The sequence below is a fragment of the Pseudoalteromonas sp. L1 genome, assembly GCF_021728095.1.
Taxonomy (GTDB): Bacteria; Pseudomonadota; Gammaproteobacteria; order Enterobacterales; family Alteromonadaceae; genus Pseudoalteromonas.
In genome coordinates, this window is the sequence record NZ_JAKKCT010000003.1 from 178,039 (window position 1) to 195,475 (window position 17,437).

Annotated in this window: 11 protein-coding genes and 1 other RNA gene; 4 read left to right on the top strand and 8 right to left on the bottom strand. The window is 42.2% G+C overall.

Annotated elements, in window-relative coordinates; translation table 11 throughout:
- Positions 1–115: 115 nt before the first annotated feature.
- The 4 genes from L3V38_RS10925 to fabB all read right to left on the bottom strand — a co-directional run bounded on the left by L3V38_RS10925 (position 116) and on the right by fabB (position 8,164).
- The gene (locus L3V38_RS10925) at positions 116–4,297 is read right to left on the bottom strand and encodes a FimV/HubP family polar landmark protein (RefSeq protein ID WP_237119414.1); all 4,182 of its coding nucleotides are present in this window, start codon (positions 4,295–4,297) and stop codon (positions 116–118) included.
- A gap of 322 nt (positions 4,298–4,619) precedes the next feature.
- Positions 4,620–5,636 carry an aspartate-semialdehyde dehydrogenase gene (locus L3V38_RS10930; protein WP_130151314.1) on the bottom strand — a complete coding sequence of 339 codons (1,017 nt, stop codon included), beginning with the start codon at positions 5,634–5,636 and terminating at the stop codon, positions 4,620–4,622.
- Between the two features lie 31 nt (positions 5,637–5,667).
- Positions 5,668–6,789: a 4-phosphoerythronate dehydrogenase gene (locus L3V38_RS10935; protein ID WP_237119415.1), complete on the bottom strand. Its 1,122-nt coding sequence runs from the start codon at positions 6,787–6,789 to the stop codon at positions 5,668–5,670.
- 160 nt (positions 6,790–6,949) lie between these two features.
- Positions 6,950–8,164: a beta-ketoacyl-ACP synthase I gene (gene fabB / locus L3V38_RS10940; RefSeq protein WP_062570633.1), complete on the bottom strand. Its 1,215-nt coding sequence runs from the start codon at positions 8,162–8,164 to the stop codon at positions 6,950–6,952.
- A 180-nt stretch (positions 8,165–8,344) separates the two neighbouring features.
- On the opposite strand from fabB, the gene mnmC reads away from it, so the two are divergent.
- Positions 8,345–10,378: a bifunctional tRNA (5-methylaminomethyl-2-thiouridine)(34)-methyltransferase MnmD/FAD-dependent 5-carboxymethylaminomethyl-2-thiouridine(34) oxidoreductase MnmC gene (mnmC, locus tag L3V38_RS10945; protein WP_237119416.1), complete on the top strand. Its 2,034-nt coding sequence runs from the start codon at positions 8,345–8,347 to the stop codon at positions 10,376–10,378.
- 26 nt (positions 10,379–10,404) lie between these two features.
- Here mnmC and L3V38_RS10950 read toward each other — a convergent pair whose 3' ends face one another.
- Positions 10,405–11,862, bottom strand: coding sequence for an OmpA family protein (locus tag L3V38_RS10950; protein WP_237119417.1), 1,458 nt, complete (start codon positions 11,860–11,862; stop codon positions 10,405–10,407).
- A gap of 156 nt (positions 11,863–12,018) precedes the next feature.
- Here L3V38_RS10950 and L3V38_RS10955 point away from each other — a divergent pair, with 156 nt between their 5' ends.
- Positions 12,019–12,657, top strand: a complete 639-nt coding sequence (locus tag L3V38_RS10955) for an SDR family oxidoreductase (protein ID WP_237119418.1) — start codon at positions 12,019–12,021, stop codon at positions 12,655–12,657.
- On the opposite strand, the gene L3V38_RS10960 is transcribed toward L3V38_RS10955, so the two are convergent.
- Positions 12,650–13,423, bottom strand: coding sequence for a sulfite exporter TauE/SafE family protein (locus L3V38_RS10960; protein ID WP_237119419.1), 774 nt, complete (start codon positions 13,421–13,423; stop codon positions 12,650–12,652). The two genes, L3V38_RS10955 and L3V38_RS10960, sit on opposite strands and share 8 nt — an antisense overlap.
- Before the next feature lie 190 nt (positions 13,424–13,613).
- On the opposite strand from L3V38_RS10960, the gene L3V38_RS10965 reads away from it, so the two are divergent.
- On the top strand, positions 13,614–14,330 hold the full coding sequence (locus L3V38_RS10965; protein ID WP_237119420.1) for an enoyl-CoA hydratase/isomerase family protein: 717 nt from the start codon (positions 13,614–13,616) through the stop codon (positions 14,328–14,330).
- An 86-nt stretch (positions 14,331–14,416) separates the two neighbouring features.
- Here L3V38_RS10965 and ssrA read toward each other — a convergent pair.
- Positions 14,417–14,774: a transfer-messenger RNA gene (gene ssrA, locus L3V38_RS10970) on the bottom strand.
- 276 nt (positions 14,775–15,050) lie between these two features.
- On the opposite strand from ssrA, the gene L3V38_RS10975 reads away from it, so the two are divergent.
- Positions 15,051–16,676 (top strand): FapA family protein, encoded by a 1,626-nt coding sequence (locus L3V38_RS10975; protein ID WP_237119421.1) that lies wholly within the window; start codon positions 15,051–15,053, stop codon positions 16,674–16,676.
- Here L3V38_RS10975 and rnt read toward each other — a convergent pair.
- Positions 16,660–17,331 carry a ribonuclease T gene (gene rnt / locus L3V38_RS10980; RefSeq protein ID WP_237119422.1) on the bottom strand — a complete coding sequence of 224 codons (672 nt, stop codon included), beginning with the start codon at positions 17,329–17,331 and terminating at the stop codon, positions 16,660–16,662. The two genes, L3V38_RS10975 and rnt, sit on opposite strands and share 17 nt — an antisense overlap.
- Positions 17,332–17,437 lie beyond the last annotated feature (106 nt).

Here is a 17,437-nt window from a genome sequence, read left to right on the forward strand (position 1 = left end):
TTTTTTCACCATATGAAGCACGGTGATTTTAGGACATAAAAAGACCCCCAGTAATTGGATTATCCAACTAGTGGGGGTCACTTCAAATAGCTCGGTTTTCTAGTCTAAAATGACCTTACCCGTTAAGCTTCGCCTTTAGCGACTTTGCCTCTGCTTGCACTTCATCTGGGCCGTTGTTGATGACATCTTCAATAGCCTGTAAAGCTGAATCAAAATCGTCAATTTCAATATATGCTCTTGCTAAATCAAGCTTGGCAGAATAACCACCGCTCTCTGCATCAACGTCTGTTGGGTTATCACCTGCTAGTAAGTCATCAAAGTCACTTAAGCCGACATCCATATCCACATCGTCATAAGGCTCGTAATCAAGCGCTTCATCATCACTTTGTTCGAGCAATGAATCAATATCCACAAACTCATCACTGGCCGAGGTATCAGGTGAAGTGCTGTTAAGCTCTGTGGTTTCTAACTCGTCACTATTTGAGTCGTCAATTTGTAGGTCTTCATTTAGAAGCGCATTAAAATCAACATCAAATTCGCTGGCATCGGCAACATGGCTATCATCAGGTTCTGCAAGTTCATTTAATAACGCATCAAAGTCTGTTTGCGTAAGATCAGCCATGAAATCATCGTCGATATCATCATCTGAAATATCACTGAAGTCATCCGTTGAAGCTGGCTCTTTATCAGCTAGTGTCTGCTCCTGTTCGTGCTCAGTACCTAAATTAAGTAGGTTATCACCTTCTTGTGTGTTCTCTTCATCAGAGTCAATTAAGTCATCTTCTGTAAACTCATTGTCGATGAGAATCTCATCGTCAAAGTCATCATCTAGCTGATCGACACCCGCCGCAGCAAGAGAGTCTGCGAAGTCTTGCTCCGCTTGACTCGGTGTTAACTCTGTTTCATTGTTTGTTTCGTCAACAACCTCGTCTGCTTCTAACTCATCAAATTCAAGCTCTGGATACTCTTCCAACTCTTGGCTTGGGGTAACCATATCTTGTGATAATGGCTCATCTTCAGCGTCTAAATCAACGTCATCGACACGCTCTTCTTCAGCGAGCGGATCATCGCCAAGATCGATTTCTACTTCTTCAAAATCTTCATTTGGCTCATCTATTGACCAGTCTGGTGCAGCGACATACTCTTCCTCTTCCCCAATTTCGCTAAGAAGCTCATCAACACTCTTTAATGATGGATCATCATATTCATCTAAACTGTCGTCATCATCTAGCAAGTCATCACTGTTTTCACTAAAGTCAGTATTGATAGCTTCATCAATATCAACTTCGTCAATGTCTGCATCATCATTTAACTCCGATGCAAGCTCTTCTACGCGAGTATCATCAATTGCTTGTTCTGCATCAGCAAGATCTTCGAGTGAATCAGTGAGATTTTCATCATGCTCAGATGAGGGCTCTGAATCAGAGAGTTCTGAAATTTGTGCCTGCGTATCTTGCTTTAATTCATTTGCCTCTTGTATTAGCTCATCAATATCATCAAGCGCTAATTCGTCATCACCATTGAGTGAATCATCTAATTCATCCTCATCGGTAAGCGAGTCAATATCATCAACGTCGAGTGTATCTTCAATCTCGTCTTCATCAACAAGTGCGTCCGCATCTGGTTCAACGTGTGCTGGCTCATCCGCTTGCTCTTCTGCGGCTTCGTCGATAAGTGCGTCAATATCATCGACATCGAGTGCATCATCAATGTCGTCTTCATCAACAAGTGCATCCGCGTCTGGTTCAACGTGTGCTGGCTCTTCTGCGGCTTCGTCGATAAGTGAGTCAATGTCATCGACATCAAGTGCATCATCAATCTCGTCTTCATCAACAAGTACATCCGCATCTGGCTCAACCTGTGCTGGCTCATCCGCTTGCTCTTCTGCGGCTTCGTCGATAAGTGCGTCAATATCATCAACATCGAGTGCATCATCAATGTCGTCTTCATCAACAAGTGCATCCGCATCTGGCTCAACCTGTGTTGGCTCATCGTTTTGATCTTCTGCGGCTTCGTCGATAAGTGAGTCAATGTCATCGACATCGAGTGCATCATCAATCTCGTCTTCATCAACAAGTGCATCCGCGTCTAGCTCAACTTGAGCTGGCCCATCCGATTGCTCTTCTGCGGCTTCGTCGATAAGTGAGTCAATGTCATCTAAATCAAAGTCGTCCTCAATGTCACCTTCATCAATAAGTGCATCCGCGTCTGGTTCAACTTGAGCTGGCTCATCCGATTGCTCTTCTGCGGCTTCGTCGATAAGTGAGTCAATGTCATCTAAATCAAAGTCGTCCTCAATGTCACCTTCATCAACAAGTGCATCCGCGTCTGGTTCAACTTCAGCTGGCTCATCGTTTTGATCTTGTGCGGCTTCGTCGATAAGTGAGTCGATGTCATCGATATCGAGTGCATCATCAATCTCATCTTCATCAACAAGTGCATCCGCGTCTGGTTCAACTTGAGCTGGCTCATCGTTTTGATCTTGTGCGGCTTCATCGATAAGTGAGTCGATGTCATCGATATCGAGTGCATCATCAATCTCATCTTCATCGACAAGTGCATCCGCGTCTGGTTCAACTTGATCAGGCTCATTGTTTTGATCTTGTGCGGCTTCATCAATGAGTGAGTCGATATCATCTAGGTCAAAGGCATCATCTGCTTCATCTTCATCAACAAGATCACCTTCTTCAACAGGTGCTAGTTCAGACTCGTCTGTTTGTGCTTCATCGATTAGACTATCTATATCGAAATCGTCTTCATCGATCAGTTCTGCATCAGGCTCATTTGAAGGTTCGTCGAGTAGATCATCAATATCATCGTTATCAATACTTGCATGCGTATCCTCTGCTGCGTCTTGTTGCTCATCAATCAAGCTATCGATATCAAAGTCTTCTTCAGCAAGTTCTTCACTTAAGGCGGCCATTTCATCATTTGAAGAGCTTGACTCAAGCGAATCATCAAGGCTGTCATCGTTTTCAAATAAATTATCAATATCATCGGCACTTAAAATATCACCAGAAGTGTCTGCAGCAGATGGCTCACTATCTAAATCAATTTCATCACCTAAGCCGTCATCATCAGATTGGTCAAAGTCTTGCTGTAAGAATGAATCAAGTTCATCATCTTCAATCGCTTGTTCTGGCGTATCATCATTAAAGACAATATCGTCACTCAAAAGTCCTTCAAGCTCGTCTTGATTCAAAACATTGTCATCGTCTTCATCAAAGCCATCATCAATGCTGTCATCAAAAATAATGTCATCATCAGGCAGCATGTCTTGTTCTAAATCGTCATCGTCTAAACGAACACTAAGATCATCGCTATCTTGTTCAGGCTCAGGCACAAGCGGATCAGAGTCAATTATAGGGTCTAGCTCTTCTTCTGAAGAGAAGCTTGGGCTCTGCGGTAAAAACTCATCGTCATCTGTCGACTCTGGTTCATTACGATTGCGTTTTTTCAAAAACATAATCACGCCGCCAATAACCAGTAATGCAGGTATAAACATTAACGCGCCCAGAACAAATGGGTTGCTCAAAAGTGATGAAAAGTTAACCCCACTGTCCTGTTCAATCTTTTTTGCTCTTTGCTGCTCAATAATTTCGTTTTGTTTATCAATCAGTTCTTTAAGCTGCTTTTGAATTTCGCTATCTTGGCCTAGCTGATTACGAACAGTTTCAAGCTCTTTAGAAATACCCGTAAGTTGGTTTTTTAGCTTATTGTTTTCTTCTAAAATCTCTTCAACATTTTCCACAGACGACTTAAATTGCTTTTGCAACTCAACCAGTTGCGTACCCTGCTCAGCCTTAATGGTGTTAATTTCTTGCTTTAACTCTTGTTTAGCTTCATCAACATCAACTTTACGGGCTTGCGTTACTTTCTTTTGAGATTCATTAATTTGTGCTGTCGTTAACGTGCCGTTTTTCTTTCTTTCCCATAGTTCATCGTCTTGCTCAGAGCGTGCTTTTGCAAGCGTTGCGTTGACAGCTCGCATTTCAGCAATTGTAGGGATTTTAAGATAAGCGCCATCACGCATGTGATTAAGGTTTTGATCAAGAAACGATGATGGATTTTTCTCATACAGAGCCTGCATGACTTGATAGATACTCACTGAGTTATCAGGTCGAACTTTAGCCGCAATACGCCATAAAGTATCGGTCGGCTTAATTGGACCAATTGAGCGCCCCTGCGCACCATAATCGACACCTTTGGGGCCTTTAAGAGTGGTGCCTTCATTAGAGTAAGTTGGTGTTATCACCAATGCAGACGCTAATAAAAAGAGTGTAGCTAAACCGCGCATGCTGATCCTTTCGTGTTTTAAATGTTAACGCAGCAACTGTCGTTGCTTAAACATTGAGTAATTCTTGCAGAATTGAATTCTTAATTGTGTTTTCTTGCAAACTCTATTCCAGCTGCAAACTATAAACCAGTTGGGCTACAATATCTATTGCAACACATTGATAGTAAATAGCTTAAATAATCGCGGCTGAGATATATTTTTATTGTTATGGTTAAGTTTATACGCTTTTACAGCGTATGCGGCAATAATTTGGCAGTGAATTCACAAAAAAAGCGGCAACTCGCCGCTTTCTCCGTTTTTAATTCAGCCTAAATCATCAGATTTAAAGATAGTTTGCAATTAGCTCTTCTGCAATTTGCACACTATTTGTGGCTGCGCCTTTACGAGTGTTATCACTCACAACCCACATGTTTAGTCCGTGTGGATGAGAAATATCTGCACGCAGACGACCTACATAAACAGTATCGTTGCCGCTTGCATCAGATACTGCTGTTGGGTAATCGGCTAAATCATCAATAAGCTCAACCCCTTCGGCATCATTTAGTAACTGTTTTACATGCTCTAAATCAACCGGCATACGTGTTTCAATGTTAATTGCTTCACTGTGGCCAAAAAATACTGGCACACGCACACATGTAGGGTTAACAACAACACTGCTATCACCAAGGATTTTCTGTGTTTCGTTTACCATTTTCATTTCTTCACGTGTGTAGCCATTGTCTTCAAAACTATCGATTTGAGGAATAACGTTAAACGCAATCTGTTTAGGAAAAACAGCATTATCCATAGGACGTGCATTCATTAAGTTTGCTGTTTGTTTTGCAAGCTCATCAACCGCCTCTTTACCTGCACCTGACACGGCTTGGTAGGTAGACACATTAATACGGTCAATACCGTAGGCATCATAAATTGGTTTCAATGCCACTAACATTTGAATGGTCGAGCAATTTGGGTTGGCAATAATATTACGGTTTCTAAAATCAGCTAAGCTTGATGCGTTCACTTCAGGAATAACAAGTGGTACATCAAAATCGTTTCTAAAGTGCGATGTGTTATCGATAACAACACACCCTGCTTCTGCGGCTATTGGTGCGTACTTTTCAGAGACACTGCCACCAGCTGAGAATAAACCAATATGTGCTTGGCTAAAGTCAAATTCTTCTACATCAAGGACTTCAATCGCTTCACCGCGAAATTGAATTTCTTCACCTGCGCTACGGCTGCTTGCAAGTAAAAATAATTGGTCAACTGGGAACTTACGATCTTCTAACGTATCGATAATTTGGCGACCCACTAAACCTGTGGCACCTAAAACTGCAACATTAAATTTTTGCGACATGTGTTTTCCTCATGAGAATAAAGCAAATGCTCTATTCATTAATTCTAAATCCCAGTGCAGCTAATGTAGCTTCACACGCACTGTTTGCGGCAACCGACAAAGTATTAAACTCACGTCGGGGCGGATAATTTTTACGTAAACTATCAAAACCCTCACTACTAAGCTTGCTACGCAAGATCCCATCATCACGACGCACATCATATATTAGATGCACCAGTCGGCCGATATCATCCAAGCTAAATGTTTCGCCTAGTGTGACTGCATGGCAAATAGGTTCTGGTAGAAAATCTTCTAACGATTTAAGCGCTGCAACCCCTTCTAGTTCACAGACTTTTTGGTAAAGCATTTGCGTACCGCGCGCTTTTCCTTCCTGTGTATGCCCTGCAATGTGTACGCTGGCAAAGCGTACGTAATCAAGCAGTGGGGTCAATATAGTGGGTTCGTTTTCCCATACATCAAGCACACAGTCTAATTGTGCACCTTGCTCGAACACGTCAAGTAACGCTTGATTATCAATTACATCGCCACGGCTTGCATTAATAATGATCATACCAGGCTTAAGTGCGCTCAGGCGTGTTTTATCTAGCATATGCAACGTTTTATGCGGGCCGTGTTTCACTAAAGGAACATGAAAAGTAACAATATCAGAATCAGCCAATAGAGTGTCTAAATCAGTATGGTTGGGTAGCTCACCTGCTTCATGCTTTGGCGGATCACATAATAATAGTGTCATTCCTAACTGACTTAGCTTATCGCGTAAACAACTACCAATACTGCCAACACCTACAATACCAAGCGTTTTACCTTGCAAAGAGCTGGCATTTTCTTGGCTTAGAGCATATAGGCTACTAATTACGTACTCTGCAACCGCCACGGCATTACAACCAGGTGCACTGCTAAAGGCAATATTTCGCTCAGCAAGTAAATCGGTATCAATGTGATCAACACCTATCGTTGCTGTACCCACAAATTTTAGTTTATCTGCTTGAGTTAATAAGGCTTTATCTACGTTTGTAACAGAACGCGTTAAAAGTATATCAACCCCTTTAAGTTGCTCAGGCTTTAGGTTACGGCCATCAAATCGCTCAACATCACCAAAATCAGCAAAGTACTGCTCAACCAATGGCATATTTTGATCTGCAAGAATTTTCATCTGTGTGTCCGAGAAGCAGAAAAGTGGCGCTATTGTAACTAAATAATCAGCTTTCGGATAGTTAACAGCTCTGAGGATTTTGCCGTTATCTATAAAAAACTGACGTGCTTAAAAACAAAAAAGCCGAGCAAAGCTCGGCTTTCATACAAACAAGATAAAATTAACCTTTGTATTTGCTCATAACAAGCGTGGCGTTCGTTCCACCAAAACCAAAACTGTTAGACATAACAGTATTTAATTCTACATCTTGACGCTCTGTCACGATGTTTAAGCCTTGTGCTTGTTCATCTAACTCATCAATATTAATTGAAGGTGCTACAAAGTTATTTTCAAGCATAAGTAGTGAGAAAATCGCTTCATGAACACCGGCCGCACCTAATGCGTGACCAGTCATAGCTTTGGTTGCACTGATCATTGGCGAGTTACCACCAAATACTTCTTGGATTGCGCCTAACTCTTTTACATCACCTACAGGTGTTGAAGTACCGTGAGTATTTAAATAATCAATACCACCTTCAATACCTTGCATCGCTTGCTTCATACAACGTACAGCACCTTCACCTGATGGTGCTACCATGTCGTAACCATCAGATGTTGCGCCATAGCCTGTGATCTCTGCATAAATGTGCGCACCACGAGCAAGCGCATGTTCAAGCTCTTCAACAACAACAATACCGCCACCGCCAGAGATAACAAAGCCATCACGGTTTGCATCGTACGTACGCGATGCTTTTTCTGGTGTTTCGTTGTATTTCGTTGACAATGCACCCATTGCATCGAATTCCATTGCCAGTGTCCAGTGAAGCTCTTCACCGCCACCTGCAAAAATAACGTCTTGCTTACCTAGTTGAATTTGCTCAACCGCATGACCAATACAGTGTGCAGATGTCGCACATGCAGAGCTAATTGAATAGTTAACACCTTTAATTTTAAATGGTGTTGCCAGACACGCCGAGGTCGTGCTCGCCATTGTACGTGGAACCATGTACGGGCCTACACGTTTTACACCTTTTTCACGTAGGATGTCTGCGGCTTCTACTTGCCATTTAGATGAACCACCACCTGAACCCACTAATAAACCTGTGCGTTCGTTCGAAACTTGTTCTTCGTTAAGGCCTGCATCTGCAATTGCTTGTGCCATAGAGATATAGGCATATGCAGCCGCATCGCCCATAAAACGCATTGCTTTACGATCAACAAATTCTTTAACATCAATATCGATTTTGCCAGATACGTTACTACGTAGGTTGTAATCAGCAAATTCTTGGTTGAACGCAATACCACTGCGACCCTGTTTTAATGATTCTAATACTTCTTCTTTGTTGTTACCGATGCTTGATACAACACCGATGCCCGTAATAACGGCTCTTCTCATGGGTAATTACCTTAGCTATATACTAAATTATGTTCTATTTTACGCTGAAATTACTCTCGAAGTGGTCAGCTTTCTAGCGTACACATGTACTCTGAATGTGTAGCTTATAAATAACGCCAGACTATTTCAAAGAAAACACGTAAAATAATGAAAAAAAGTTCGTTGTTATTTAGTTAAGTCATGATCAAAAACGCAAATATTCATTTTAATCACCTTGGTACACCCGTCGCCGATGAATTTGGCGATGTTTATTTCTCCAATGACGATGGCTTAGCTGAATCGCATTATGTGTTTTATCAACAAAACAATATCTCGCAACGATTACAAAATCATGACCGCAACCACTTTGTGATTGCCGAAACGGGCTTTGGTACAGGGCTTAACTTTTTAAACACATGGCAGCATTTTGCAGCTCACCTTGATAGGCAGCATGCAGAGCGAGAAGTTCAAAATCAACACGACCATAGTGGTAAAAAAAGTGTTAACCGCCTGCATTTTATCTCGTTTGAAAAATACCCAATAAAACGTGATGATCTTATTCACGCACTCAAGGCATGGCCTACGCTTGCCCTTTATAGTGAACAACTTATTGCAAACTACCCTATCAATTTAGCGGGATGTCACAGGCTCGAGTTTGCTAATGGCCGTATTGTGCTTGATCTCTACTTTGGTGATGTACAAGACAGCATTGATGCTATGAGCTATTCAAGTGAAGGTATCATTGATGCTTGGTATCTCGATGGCTTTGCCCCTAGTAAAAACCCCGATATGTGGCAACAGAGCCTATTTAATAAAATGCGTACTATTTCGCGCAGTAAAGCCACCCTTGCTACCTTCACCGCAGCAGGATTTGTAAGACGTGGTTTAATAGAGGCTGGCTTTATAATAGGCAAAGCGAAGGGCTATGGTAAAAAACGTGAAATGCTCATTGGCGAATTAGCAGAGTCAAATGAGCAACAATCTGCCCCTGCTTATTTTTCTCACCAGACGAGCAAGTTAAACAATGTGGCTGTGATTGGCGGCGGTATAGCCGGTAGCAGCGTACTGTACTCACTGGCTAAAAGAGGGATTACTACCTCATTATTTTGTCAAGATGAAGCACTTGCTATGGGCGCTTCACATAATGTTCAGGGCGCTGTTTACCCGCACCTACAAGCCAAAAACTCACCGCATAGCGAAATGTTTGCCCATAGTTTTTTATATGCTATGCGCCTTTATCAGCAATTACTTGATGCTGGCTTTGACTACCCTCACCAATGGTGTGGTGTGTTACAACATGCAGTAAAACAAGGCCTTGCCGATAAGCATCAAAACCTTGCCAATAAAGAGCTCTGGCCAACAGAACTAATGCGTAATGTTAGCGCCTGCGAAGGTGATGAAATTGCTGGTGTTGACACAGGCTATTCAGGTGTATTTTTTGAAAAAGGCGGCTGGGTCACCCCCCCCGCACTTGTAACGGCACTGTTTAATGCAGCCAACTCACTAAGCACGATTAACAGTCATTTTAATTGCCATATTAAACAGCTCGAAAAAACCGCCGCAGGTTGGCTTTTACATACACAAGAGCAAACATTTGGCCCGTTTAGCGATGTGATTAATTGTGCAGGTGAGCACAGCGACCAATTTAACCAAACTCAAGCATTACCCGTTGTAGGCGTTCGAGGACAAGTTTCGCATGTTCAAGCAAGCGCATCATCAAAGCGCTTAAAAACCGTACTCTGTCACAAAGGTTATTTTACGCCTGAGTATCAAGGCCATCACTGCATGGGAGCGACATTTGAAAAAAATTCGAAAAGCCGCGAAGTAAAACAGCAAGACAACCAAACAAACCGCGAGCAATTACTTAGCTTTTACCCAAACAGCGAGTTTGCCAACACCCTAGGTGAGATAACTTCAGCAAAAGCCGCGGTTAGATGTACCTTTATCGATCATCTGCCCATGGCGGGTGAATGGGCAGAGCAAAGTGATTACAGCAGCGCATTTGCTAATTTAAGGCTAGGTAAACGCTACCAATACCAAACCTTAGAAAAACCTCAACAAGGGCTGCATATACTTACAGGATTTGGGGCGAGAGGACTTTGTAGCGCTCCTTTATGTGCCGAGCATTTAATTGCCTGCTTGAGTGATGAGCCAAGACCATTTAGCGAGCGAGTGAGCCAAGCGATTCACCCTGCCCGCTTTATAGTGCGTGATCTTATTCGCAATAAAATTTAACAGGGGCTTGCAAGCCCCCACAATGTTTAATTAGTTAACCGTTCAACGAGCTCTACTCGCCTATTAAGCTGACGACCTAAGTCGTTTTTGTTGGTTGCGGCAGGTGCATAAGGCCCTACTCCATAGCTTGTTAAGCGCGATTCTTTAATACCGTATTGACCCACAAGTGCTTTAACAACGGCTTTGGCGCGCTTGGATGACAGCGTTAAGTTATACTCAGGACTACCTTTATCATCGGTGTGGCCAACCACGTACAGGTTTAAACGTTTATTTTTATTTAAAACATCAGCAATCACTTTTAATGATTCCGCTGACTCAGGCTTGATATCTGCTTTGTCGTAATCAAAGAAAATACCATAAATAGCCGCTTTCCCTTTTTGCTCTAGCTGCTTTAATACCTGATCGGGGTTTGTTTTAACTAGGCCCTCTTGTAATGGCTCAGTTCGAATAACAACAAGTTGAACACGCGTGTTACCTTGGTAATTACCAACAAAAAAACCGACATACGTTGTTTGGTTCTCTACTGTACTTTTCATCAGCTGATAGCGAGGCTGTCGGTGATAGTTGTACACCTGTTTTATTGCTATATGATCGCCGAGCGCTTGTATTGCTTTTCTGTCCTTGCCACAGGTTTGGTGCTCACAACTAAACACCGTTTCAAAGCCTTCTTTCGTCAATGCTGACACATAGTTGTGATAAATTTTAAGTGTTGATACTTGCCTAATTACATAGGTAATGCGGGTAATATCCCCTGTCACTTTTTCAACAGGTAATTGTTTAGTATTCGTATCGAATGCACCAACTGGCAACGAAAACTCTTCATAGTCAATCTGTTCATATGATTCGATATAACTACCAGGGTAACGGCTTAATAATGGGTGATCTTTAGAGCCTCTTTCATCATCTTTTGCTGCTTTAGCTACGTTGTTATTTTGCTGTTTTGCAAAGCCAGCTGCATCCGCTTTAATTAACCCTGTTTCAATCTCTTTTACTGCCACGGAAGAAACCATAACACGGGTTTTATTCTGATATTGACCAGCAAAAACCGCCACTGCAAAGTCTGGGGCTTCACCTTTCGTTGCATAAACATAATAAGGTTTACGGTGGTAATTATATGGATTGAAATAGCTCACTGTGTCAGCAAAATCGCTGCTTGTACCACATGATTCAAGTTCACATGAGTAAGCTATTTTAAAGCCATCAGCTATGAGCGCTGCTTTATAGTTTTCAATCACTTTAAGAGTAGCCACATTCTTAATTTCATATAAATTATGACTAACATCACCAATATGCTCAGTATAACTAAAGCGATTTGCTGTTTTTTGGGTCATATCAAATTGGCTCACCAATTTAGTTTGCTCGCCAGCTAAATTGATTGAGCTTTCAAGTTCACTGTTTGGGTAAGGTGAAATAAGGGGCTTTGCCGAGATTGAATAGCTAAAAATGGCCGTTAGTAATACTAAGGCTTTTGAGAATGTTTTCACTTAGAGTCCTTTTTAAAATATCCATGTACCTGATTTAGACTATGCCAAAATTTACTTTTTAATTCAAAGTTTGATTTACCCCCTTTAAAAATAAATACATACCCCAAGGTCTTTAGTTAACCACGAAACTTACCCAATAGATAGAAGGAGTTTGAAATGAAAACCTTAATCATAGGTGCAAGTGGGCAAATCGGTAAAATGACCACTCAAAAAATGCTGAGTGAAGGCAATGATGTGGTGGCACTGGTTCGTGATAAAAACAAGCTAGCCGGTATTGAGCACAATAATTTAACCATTGTTGAGCAAGACCTTGAAAACGACTTTAGTCGTGCATTTGAGGGAATAGAGCAGGTGATTTTTAGTGCGGGTTCAGGTGGCGCAACGGGTGCAGACAAAACACTACTCATTGATTTATGGGCCGCAGTTAAAGCTATAAATTATGCCGTGGATGCCAAAGTGAATCATTTTATTATGGTGAGCTCAATTGGCGCAGATGCACCAGAAAACATCGAAAGCAGCATTAAGCCCTATTTAGTAGCTAAACACATGGCTGATCAACACCTCATACAAAGTGGGCTAAATCACACCATTATAAGACCAGGTACGTTGCTAGATGATAAGGCCACAGGAGTGTTTACAACAACCCGACCAGCGACACGTCAAGACGCTGTTATTAATCGTGAAGACGTTGCCGATGCGTTAGTCTATATCGCGACTAAAGAGTCTAAAAGCTCACAGGTTTTTGAGCTATTTAATGGCGATAAATCATTAAGTGAATTACCTGCTTTTAATTAAGTGTGTAGCTTATTCCTTGCCAAGCAAGTTGCAGGGAAAGCACAGTTAACACTAAACGAAAAATCTTTTTAAATTTGTCGGATGAAATGCGGTGCAATAATTTTAGGCCAAGCCATGTGCCTATTGCACCGCTTAAAATCATTAATATCACCAAAGGTAGCCATTGCCAAAATGCAAAGCCTACCGCACCGTATAAAATCGCTTTTAGCGTGTGCTGAACCGTCATACAGCTTGAAAAAGTGGCTGTAAACTTAAGCTTATCGTAATTATTCACGTATAAACAACTACCAACCAGTGGGCCACTTGCTCCCACAAACATTGAAGTAAAGCTTGTCCAAAGCCCTGCAAACACTCGCCATAGTTTTGATGTTTCTCTCAGTTTTGGGGTTACGCCCCAAAGTAAATACAACACAAACACAGCCACAACAATCTTCATTAGCTCTAACGGGATCGATGTCACAATAGACGATGCCACTAATGCGCCCAGTACACCGCCTAATGAAAAGTATATAAACATCGCCGCATCAATATGCTTAAAGGTAAATAAAAAGCGATTCGCATTAGAACCTAGCTGCACTAAACCATGTACAGGGATCACCACCCCCATAGGTAGCATTGACGCCATAATCACTAGCAACATTAACCCACCACCCGCACCAAACGCAGCGGAGATCATCGATGTAAAGCCGGCTACAACAATCAATACAATTGTGCTGATCGGACTTAATAACTCACCACCTAATAATTCCCAACTCATTAATTCCATTACGTCGCTTTATTATGTTATTTGATTCAAAACTAACATGCCCGACTAAGTTAAACGACTGTTTAAACACCTCTTTAGACTAAAAGGTAATCAGTTTAAAAGCATGCAACTGGTCGGACTAGAGGTTTATTTTCATCTGCTGATGGTATATAACTAAGCACAGTCAAAGATAAAATAGAAAGTATCCTGCATGGAATTAATGAACGTAAAAACACAAGGTTCTGTGGCCATACTCACCATGACCGCAGGTGAAAATCGTCACAACCCTGCTTTTGCAGAGGCATTTTTAAACTGCCTAAATGACATTGAAGCCAACCCTGCACACAAAGCACTGGTTATTACTTCAAATGATGAGAAATCATGGAGCCTAGGCATAGACACAGACTGGCTAATGCCCGCTCTAAAAGCACAAAAGCTAGACGAAGTGAGTGGTTTTATGCACGCAATGGACGCAGTATTTAAGCGTTTATTACTATTTCCGATGCCGGTAATTGCCGCCATCAATGGGCATACGTTTGGCAACGGCGCTATTTTAGCCTGCGCGTGTGATTTTAGATTTATGCAAAGCAACCGTGGGTTTTTCTGCTTTCCGGAAGTTGATTTATCAATTCCGTTTTTACCAGGCATGCTCGCCTTTATTGAAAAAGCCATTCCACACTATCGTTTTAACGAAATGATGCTCACAGGCCGCCGAGTAACCGCAGGCGAACTTGCTACGGATCATATAATCGAACAAGCCTGTGCAGACAGCGACAGCTTATTTAACACCGCCCTTGAATTTGCCAGCCAATTCGATAAAAAACGCGCTATTTTTGCCGAGCACAAAAAGCGCCTACACAAACAAATAATCGACACCATTGATATTGAAAATAAACCCATCATAGATGCTGTGCAGTTAGTTGTGTGATGTTTATAAGAGAGCCTCTAAACTATCAAGTTTAGAGGTTTTTATGCAATAAAAAAGGCCGCTCTGAGAGCAGCCTTTTTCATATTTGGTGGAGCTGGGGGGATTTGAACCCCCGTCCGAAAAGCCTCGACCTTTGGTACTACATGCTTAGTATCGTCTTTTAGTTAACCTTTACAGCTCGGACGAACACGATCTGAAAAGGCGAGGCCGCTTAGTTTTAGCGCTTCAACCCCGGCCAGGGTTTCCATCGCGATCTTGTGTAGGGTGACACTTCAGAACCGGGCCCACAAGAATGCACCGGAGAAGTGCTAGCGGGCTATTATGCCGCTAGAGCGTAGTTATCGTCGTTTGCGATTACTTTAGATTGCGGCTTTTTTACGAGGCCAACCGCACCTCGACATGCACCTCGGGCGTCTTGAATTCCGTCGAATCCTAATCAGCCCCTGAATTTGATATCTCATTCAGAGTGTAGGTGCAGTATAACTGAGTAATCTGTTTATACTCAAGGCATTAATCAGGATATTTTTGCTAGGTAACTTTGAATGATGAAAAATCCAGCAGGAAAAGTCAGTTTTTATACAAAATTTCACATTTGACGCATACAAGTTCTTAACATAATACTAAAGTTGTGCTCAAATAGGCCTGTTGTTACCTCATATAAAAAATAATTCCGTAGCAACAAACAATAATAATAACAGGCCTTTTTTCAGGACTCCCCAAATGTCGATGTTTACGTTCGATGAGCAAAGTGGATACGTCTCTTTGCTTGAGCACCCGCGTGATGCTGGTTTTCCGGTGACCAGTTCGCAGCTTTTAGAGCTGTTCGAACAATCCTCTTATGCTGAGTTTGAGCTAATAGAGGCAAATATAGGCAAATTATTCACACCAAGTAGCCAACATAATACTCACTCACTTGTCATTGCCAAAGCGGTAGACGCGTCAATAGCAATAAGTGTTGATGAAAAGAATATGGTTGCAGAAGCCAGTTTAACAACGGCCAAAGGTGGAAAAATAATCAGCATGGATGATGCCCAAGCAGCTTTGGCCGATGCAGGTGTAGAAAAAGGGGTAAGCCTACGTGCTCTTGATACCTTTTTAGGGCAGCAATTTAAGCAACCTGCAGGTGCAGATTACAGTGCAATTGTTGCCCACGGTCGTATGCCTAAAGATGGCAACGATGCAAAATTCGTTCGGCTATGCCCTACTGCACAAGATAGAGTGTTGAGCCCACAAGCTAAGTCTGGCGGAAAGGTCGATATGCGTGATTTAGGCGCCATTATTACAGTAAACCCTGGTACGCCGCTTATGCAGCGTATTCCAGCGACCGCTGGTGAGAATGGTTTCACTGTTTGTGGTGATGTGTTACCAGCCTCTGCGGGTAAAGACTTCCCCCTTGAGCCCTTTGAAGGCACCCGTATTGACCCTATCAACAGTAATATGTTGATTGCTGACTCTAAAGGTGTGCCTGTTGCGCTTCCTCGTGGTATGCGCGTCGATGATGTTTTATGTTTTCATCATGTTGATGTTAGCACAGGTCACGTTGATTTTGATGGCAGCGTCATCATAAGTGGTGACGTTAAAGATGGTATGCGTGTTAAAGCAACGGGCGATATCACCGTATTGGGCTTTGTGGAGTCAGCCACCATTGAGAGTAAAAGCGAAATCACTATTATGTTAGGGGCAATAGGTCGCAAGCGCGAAAATAACGAAGCCTTTACGTGCAATATTGAAGCTGTACGCACAATTTCAATTGGTTACGCGCAATACTGTCATATAAAAAGTTCTCAAGATCTGTTTATCGAACGTCAAGCATTGCATTGCGATTTAAGTGCTCGCAGGCTTATTCGTGTTGGTAAGGCAAATAACCCGCGCGGTAAAATTATTGGTGGTAACATTTTAGATGCAATGCGTATTGAAACAGGTGAACTGGGTGCGCCCTCGGGTACAAAAACCCGTGTTTTCATCGCTCAGTATTGGCATGACTTAAGGCAAAAACAGCAACAAATCAGTGATTTTGAAAAGTTACTGGCAACTAAGGCCAGTGCCCTTCAACAAGCTCGTAAAAAAGCCAACAAAATCCCTGATGCCGCTCAACGCGAACACTACATCAATAAAATAACGGCAAGTGAGCAACAAATTAAAATAAAGACGGCGAATACAAAGAAAAAGAAACAATTGGTAAAGCTTAAAATTGCCCGCTTACTGGCCACGAGTCGTTTAAAGGTCAATGAGCTTATGCACCCAGGTGTCGAGCTAAAAATAGCCCAGGAGAGTAAACAGTTTTCACGTATTTACCCACCTAGTTTGATGCGCTATTTAGAAGGTAAAATTACTCAGACGTTTTAGTCTCTTGTTCGGCCGTATCACCTTGCTCTGGTAACGGCCAACCACCTAGTTGCTGCCAGCGGTTGACGATTAAACAAAATAATTCTGCGGTGCGCTCTGTATCGTAAAGGGCTGAATGAGCTTGTTTATTGTCAAACTCAATACCCGCTGCGCGGCATGCTTTCGCTAACACAGTTTGACCCAGCGCTAACCCCGCCAATGAGGTCGTATCAAAGCTCACAAATGGATGAAATGGGGTGCGCTTAATTTTACATCGTTCAATCGCAGCATTTAAAAAACCATGGTCAAATGCCGCATTATGTGCAACAACAACTGAACGTTGGCAACCCGCGGCCTTTTGCGCCTTGCGAACAGCTTTACAAATTTCTTTTATTGCTTCTTCTTCAGGCACAGCACCACGTAATGCAGAGAATGGCTCAATACCATTAAATTCGATAGCAGCTTGTTCAATGTTTGCTCCTTCAAAAGGCGCAACATGAAAGTGTAAGGTATGGTCAATACTTAATACGCCATCGTCATCCATCTTTAAAATCGAGGCGGCGATTTCTAATAGCGCATCGGTGTCTTTATTAAAACCTGCCGTTTCAACATCGATAACAACGGGAAAAAAGCCACGAAAGCGTTTTGCGAAAAGAGTTTGTTCAGTATTTTCCATAGTCTTCTTGGTTTGCCTGTGTAAGCTGGTTATTATGTCAAAAACCAAGGGGGCTCTGCTAGAGCAAATATGATGAAATAGCAGATTCTCACTGCGTTTTTAGGCA

Coding starts and splice junctions, on each gene's coding strand:
- L3V38_RS10925 (WP_237119414.1), bottom strand. CDS start 4,297: ATGCGCGGTTTAGCTACACTCTTTTTATTAGCGTCTGCATTGGTGATA.
- L3V38_RS10930 (WP_130151314.1), bottom strand. CDS start 5,636: ATGTCGCAAAAATTTAATGTTGCAGTTTTAGGTGCCACAGGTTTAGTG.
- L3V38_RS10935 (WP_237119415.1), bottom strand. CDS start 6,789: ATGAAAATTCTTGCAGATCAAAATATGCCATTGGTTGAGCAGTACTTT.
- fabB (WP_062570633.1), bottom strand. CDS start 8,164: ATGAGAAGAGCCGTTATTACGGGCATCGGTGTTGTATCAAGCATCGGT.
- mnmC (WP_237119416.1), top strand. CDS start 8,345: ATGATCAAAAACGCAAATATTCATTTTAATCACCTTGGTACACCCGTC.
- L3V38_RS10955 (WP_237119418.1), top strand. CDS start 12,019: ATGAAAACCTTAATCATAGGTGCAAGTGGGCAAATCGGTAAAATGACC.
- L3V38_RS10960 (WP_237119419.1), bottom strand. CDS start 13,423: ATGGAATTAATGAGTTGGGAATTATTAGGTGGTGAGTTATTAAGTCCG.
- L3V38_RS10965 (WP_237119420.1), top strand. CDS start 13,614: ATGGAATTAATGAACGTAAAAACACAAGGTTCTGTGGCCATACTCACC.
- L3V38_RS10975 (WP_237119421.1), top strand. CDS start 15,051: ATGTCGATGTTTACGTTCGATGAGCAAAGTGGATACGTCTCTTTGCTT.
- rnt (WP_237119422.1), bottom strand. CDS start 17,331: ATGGAAAATACTGAACAAACTCTTTTCGCAAAACGCTTTCGTGGCTTT.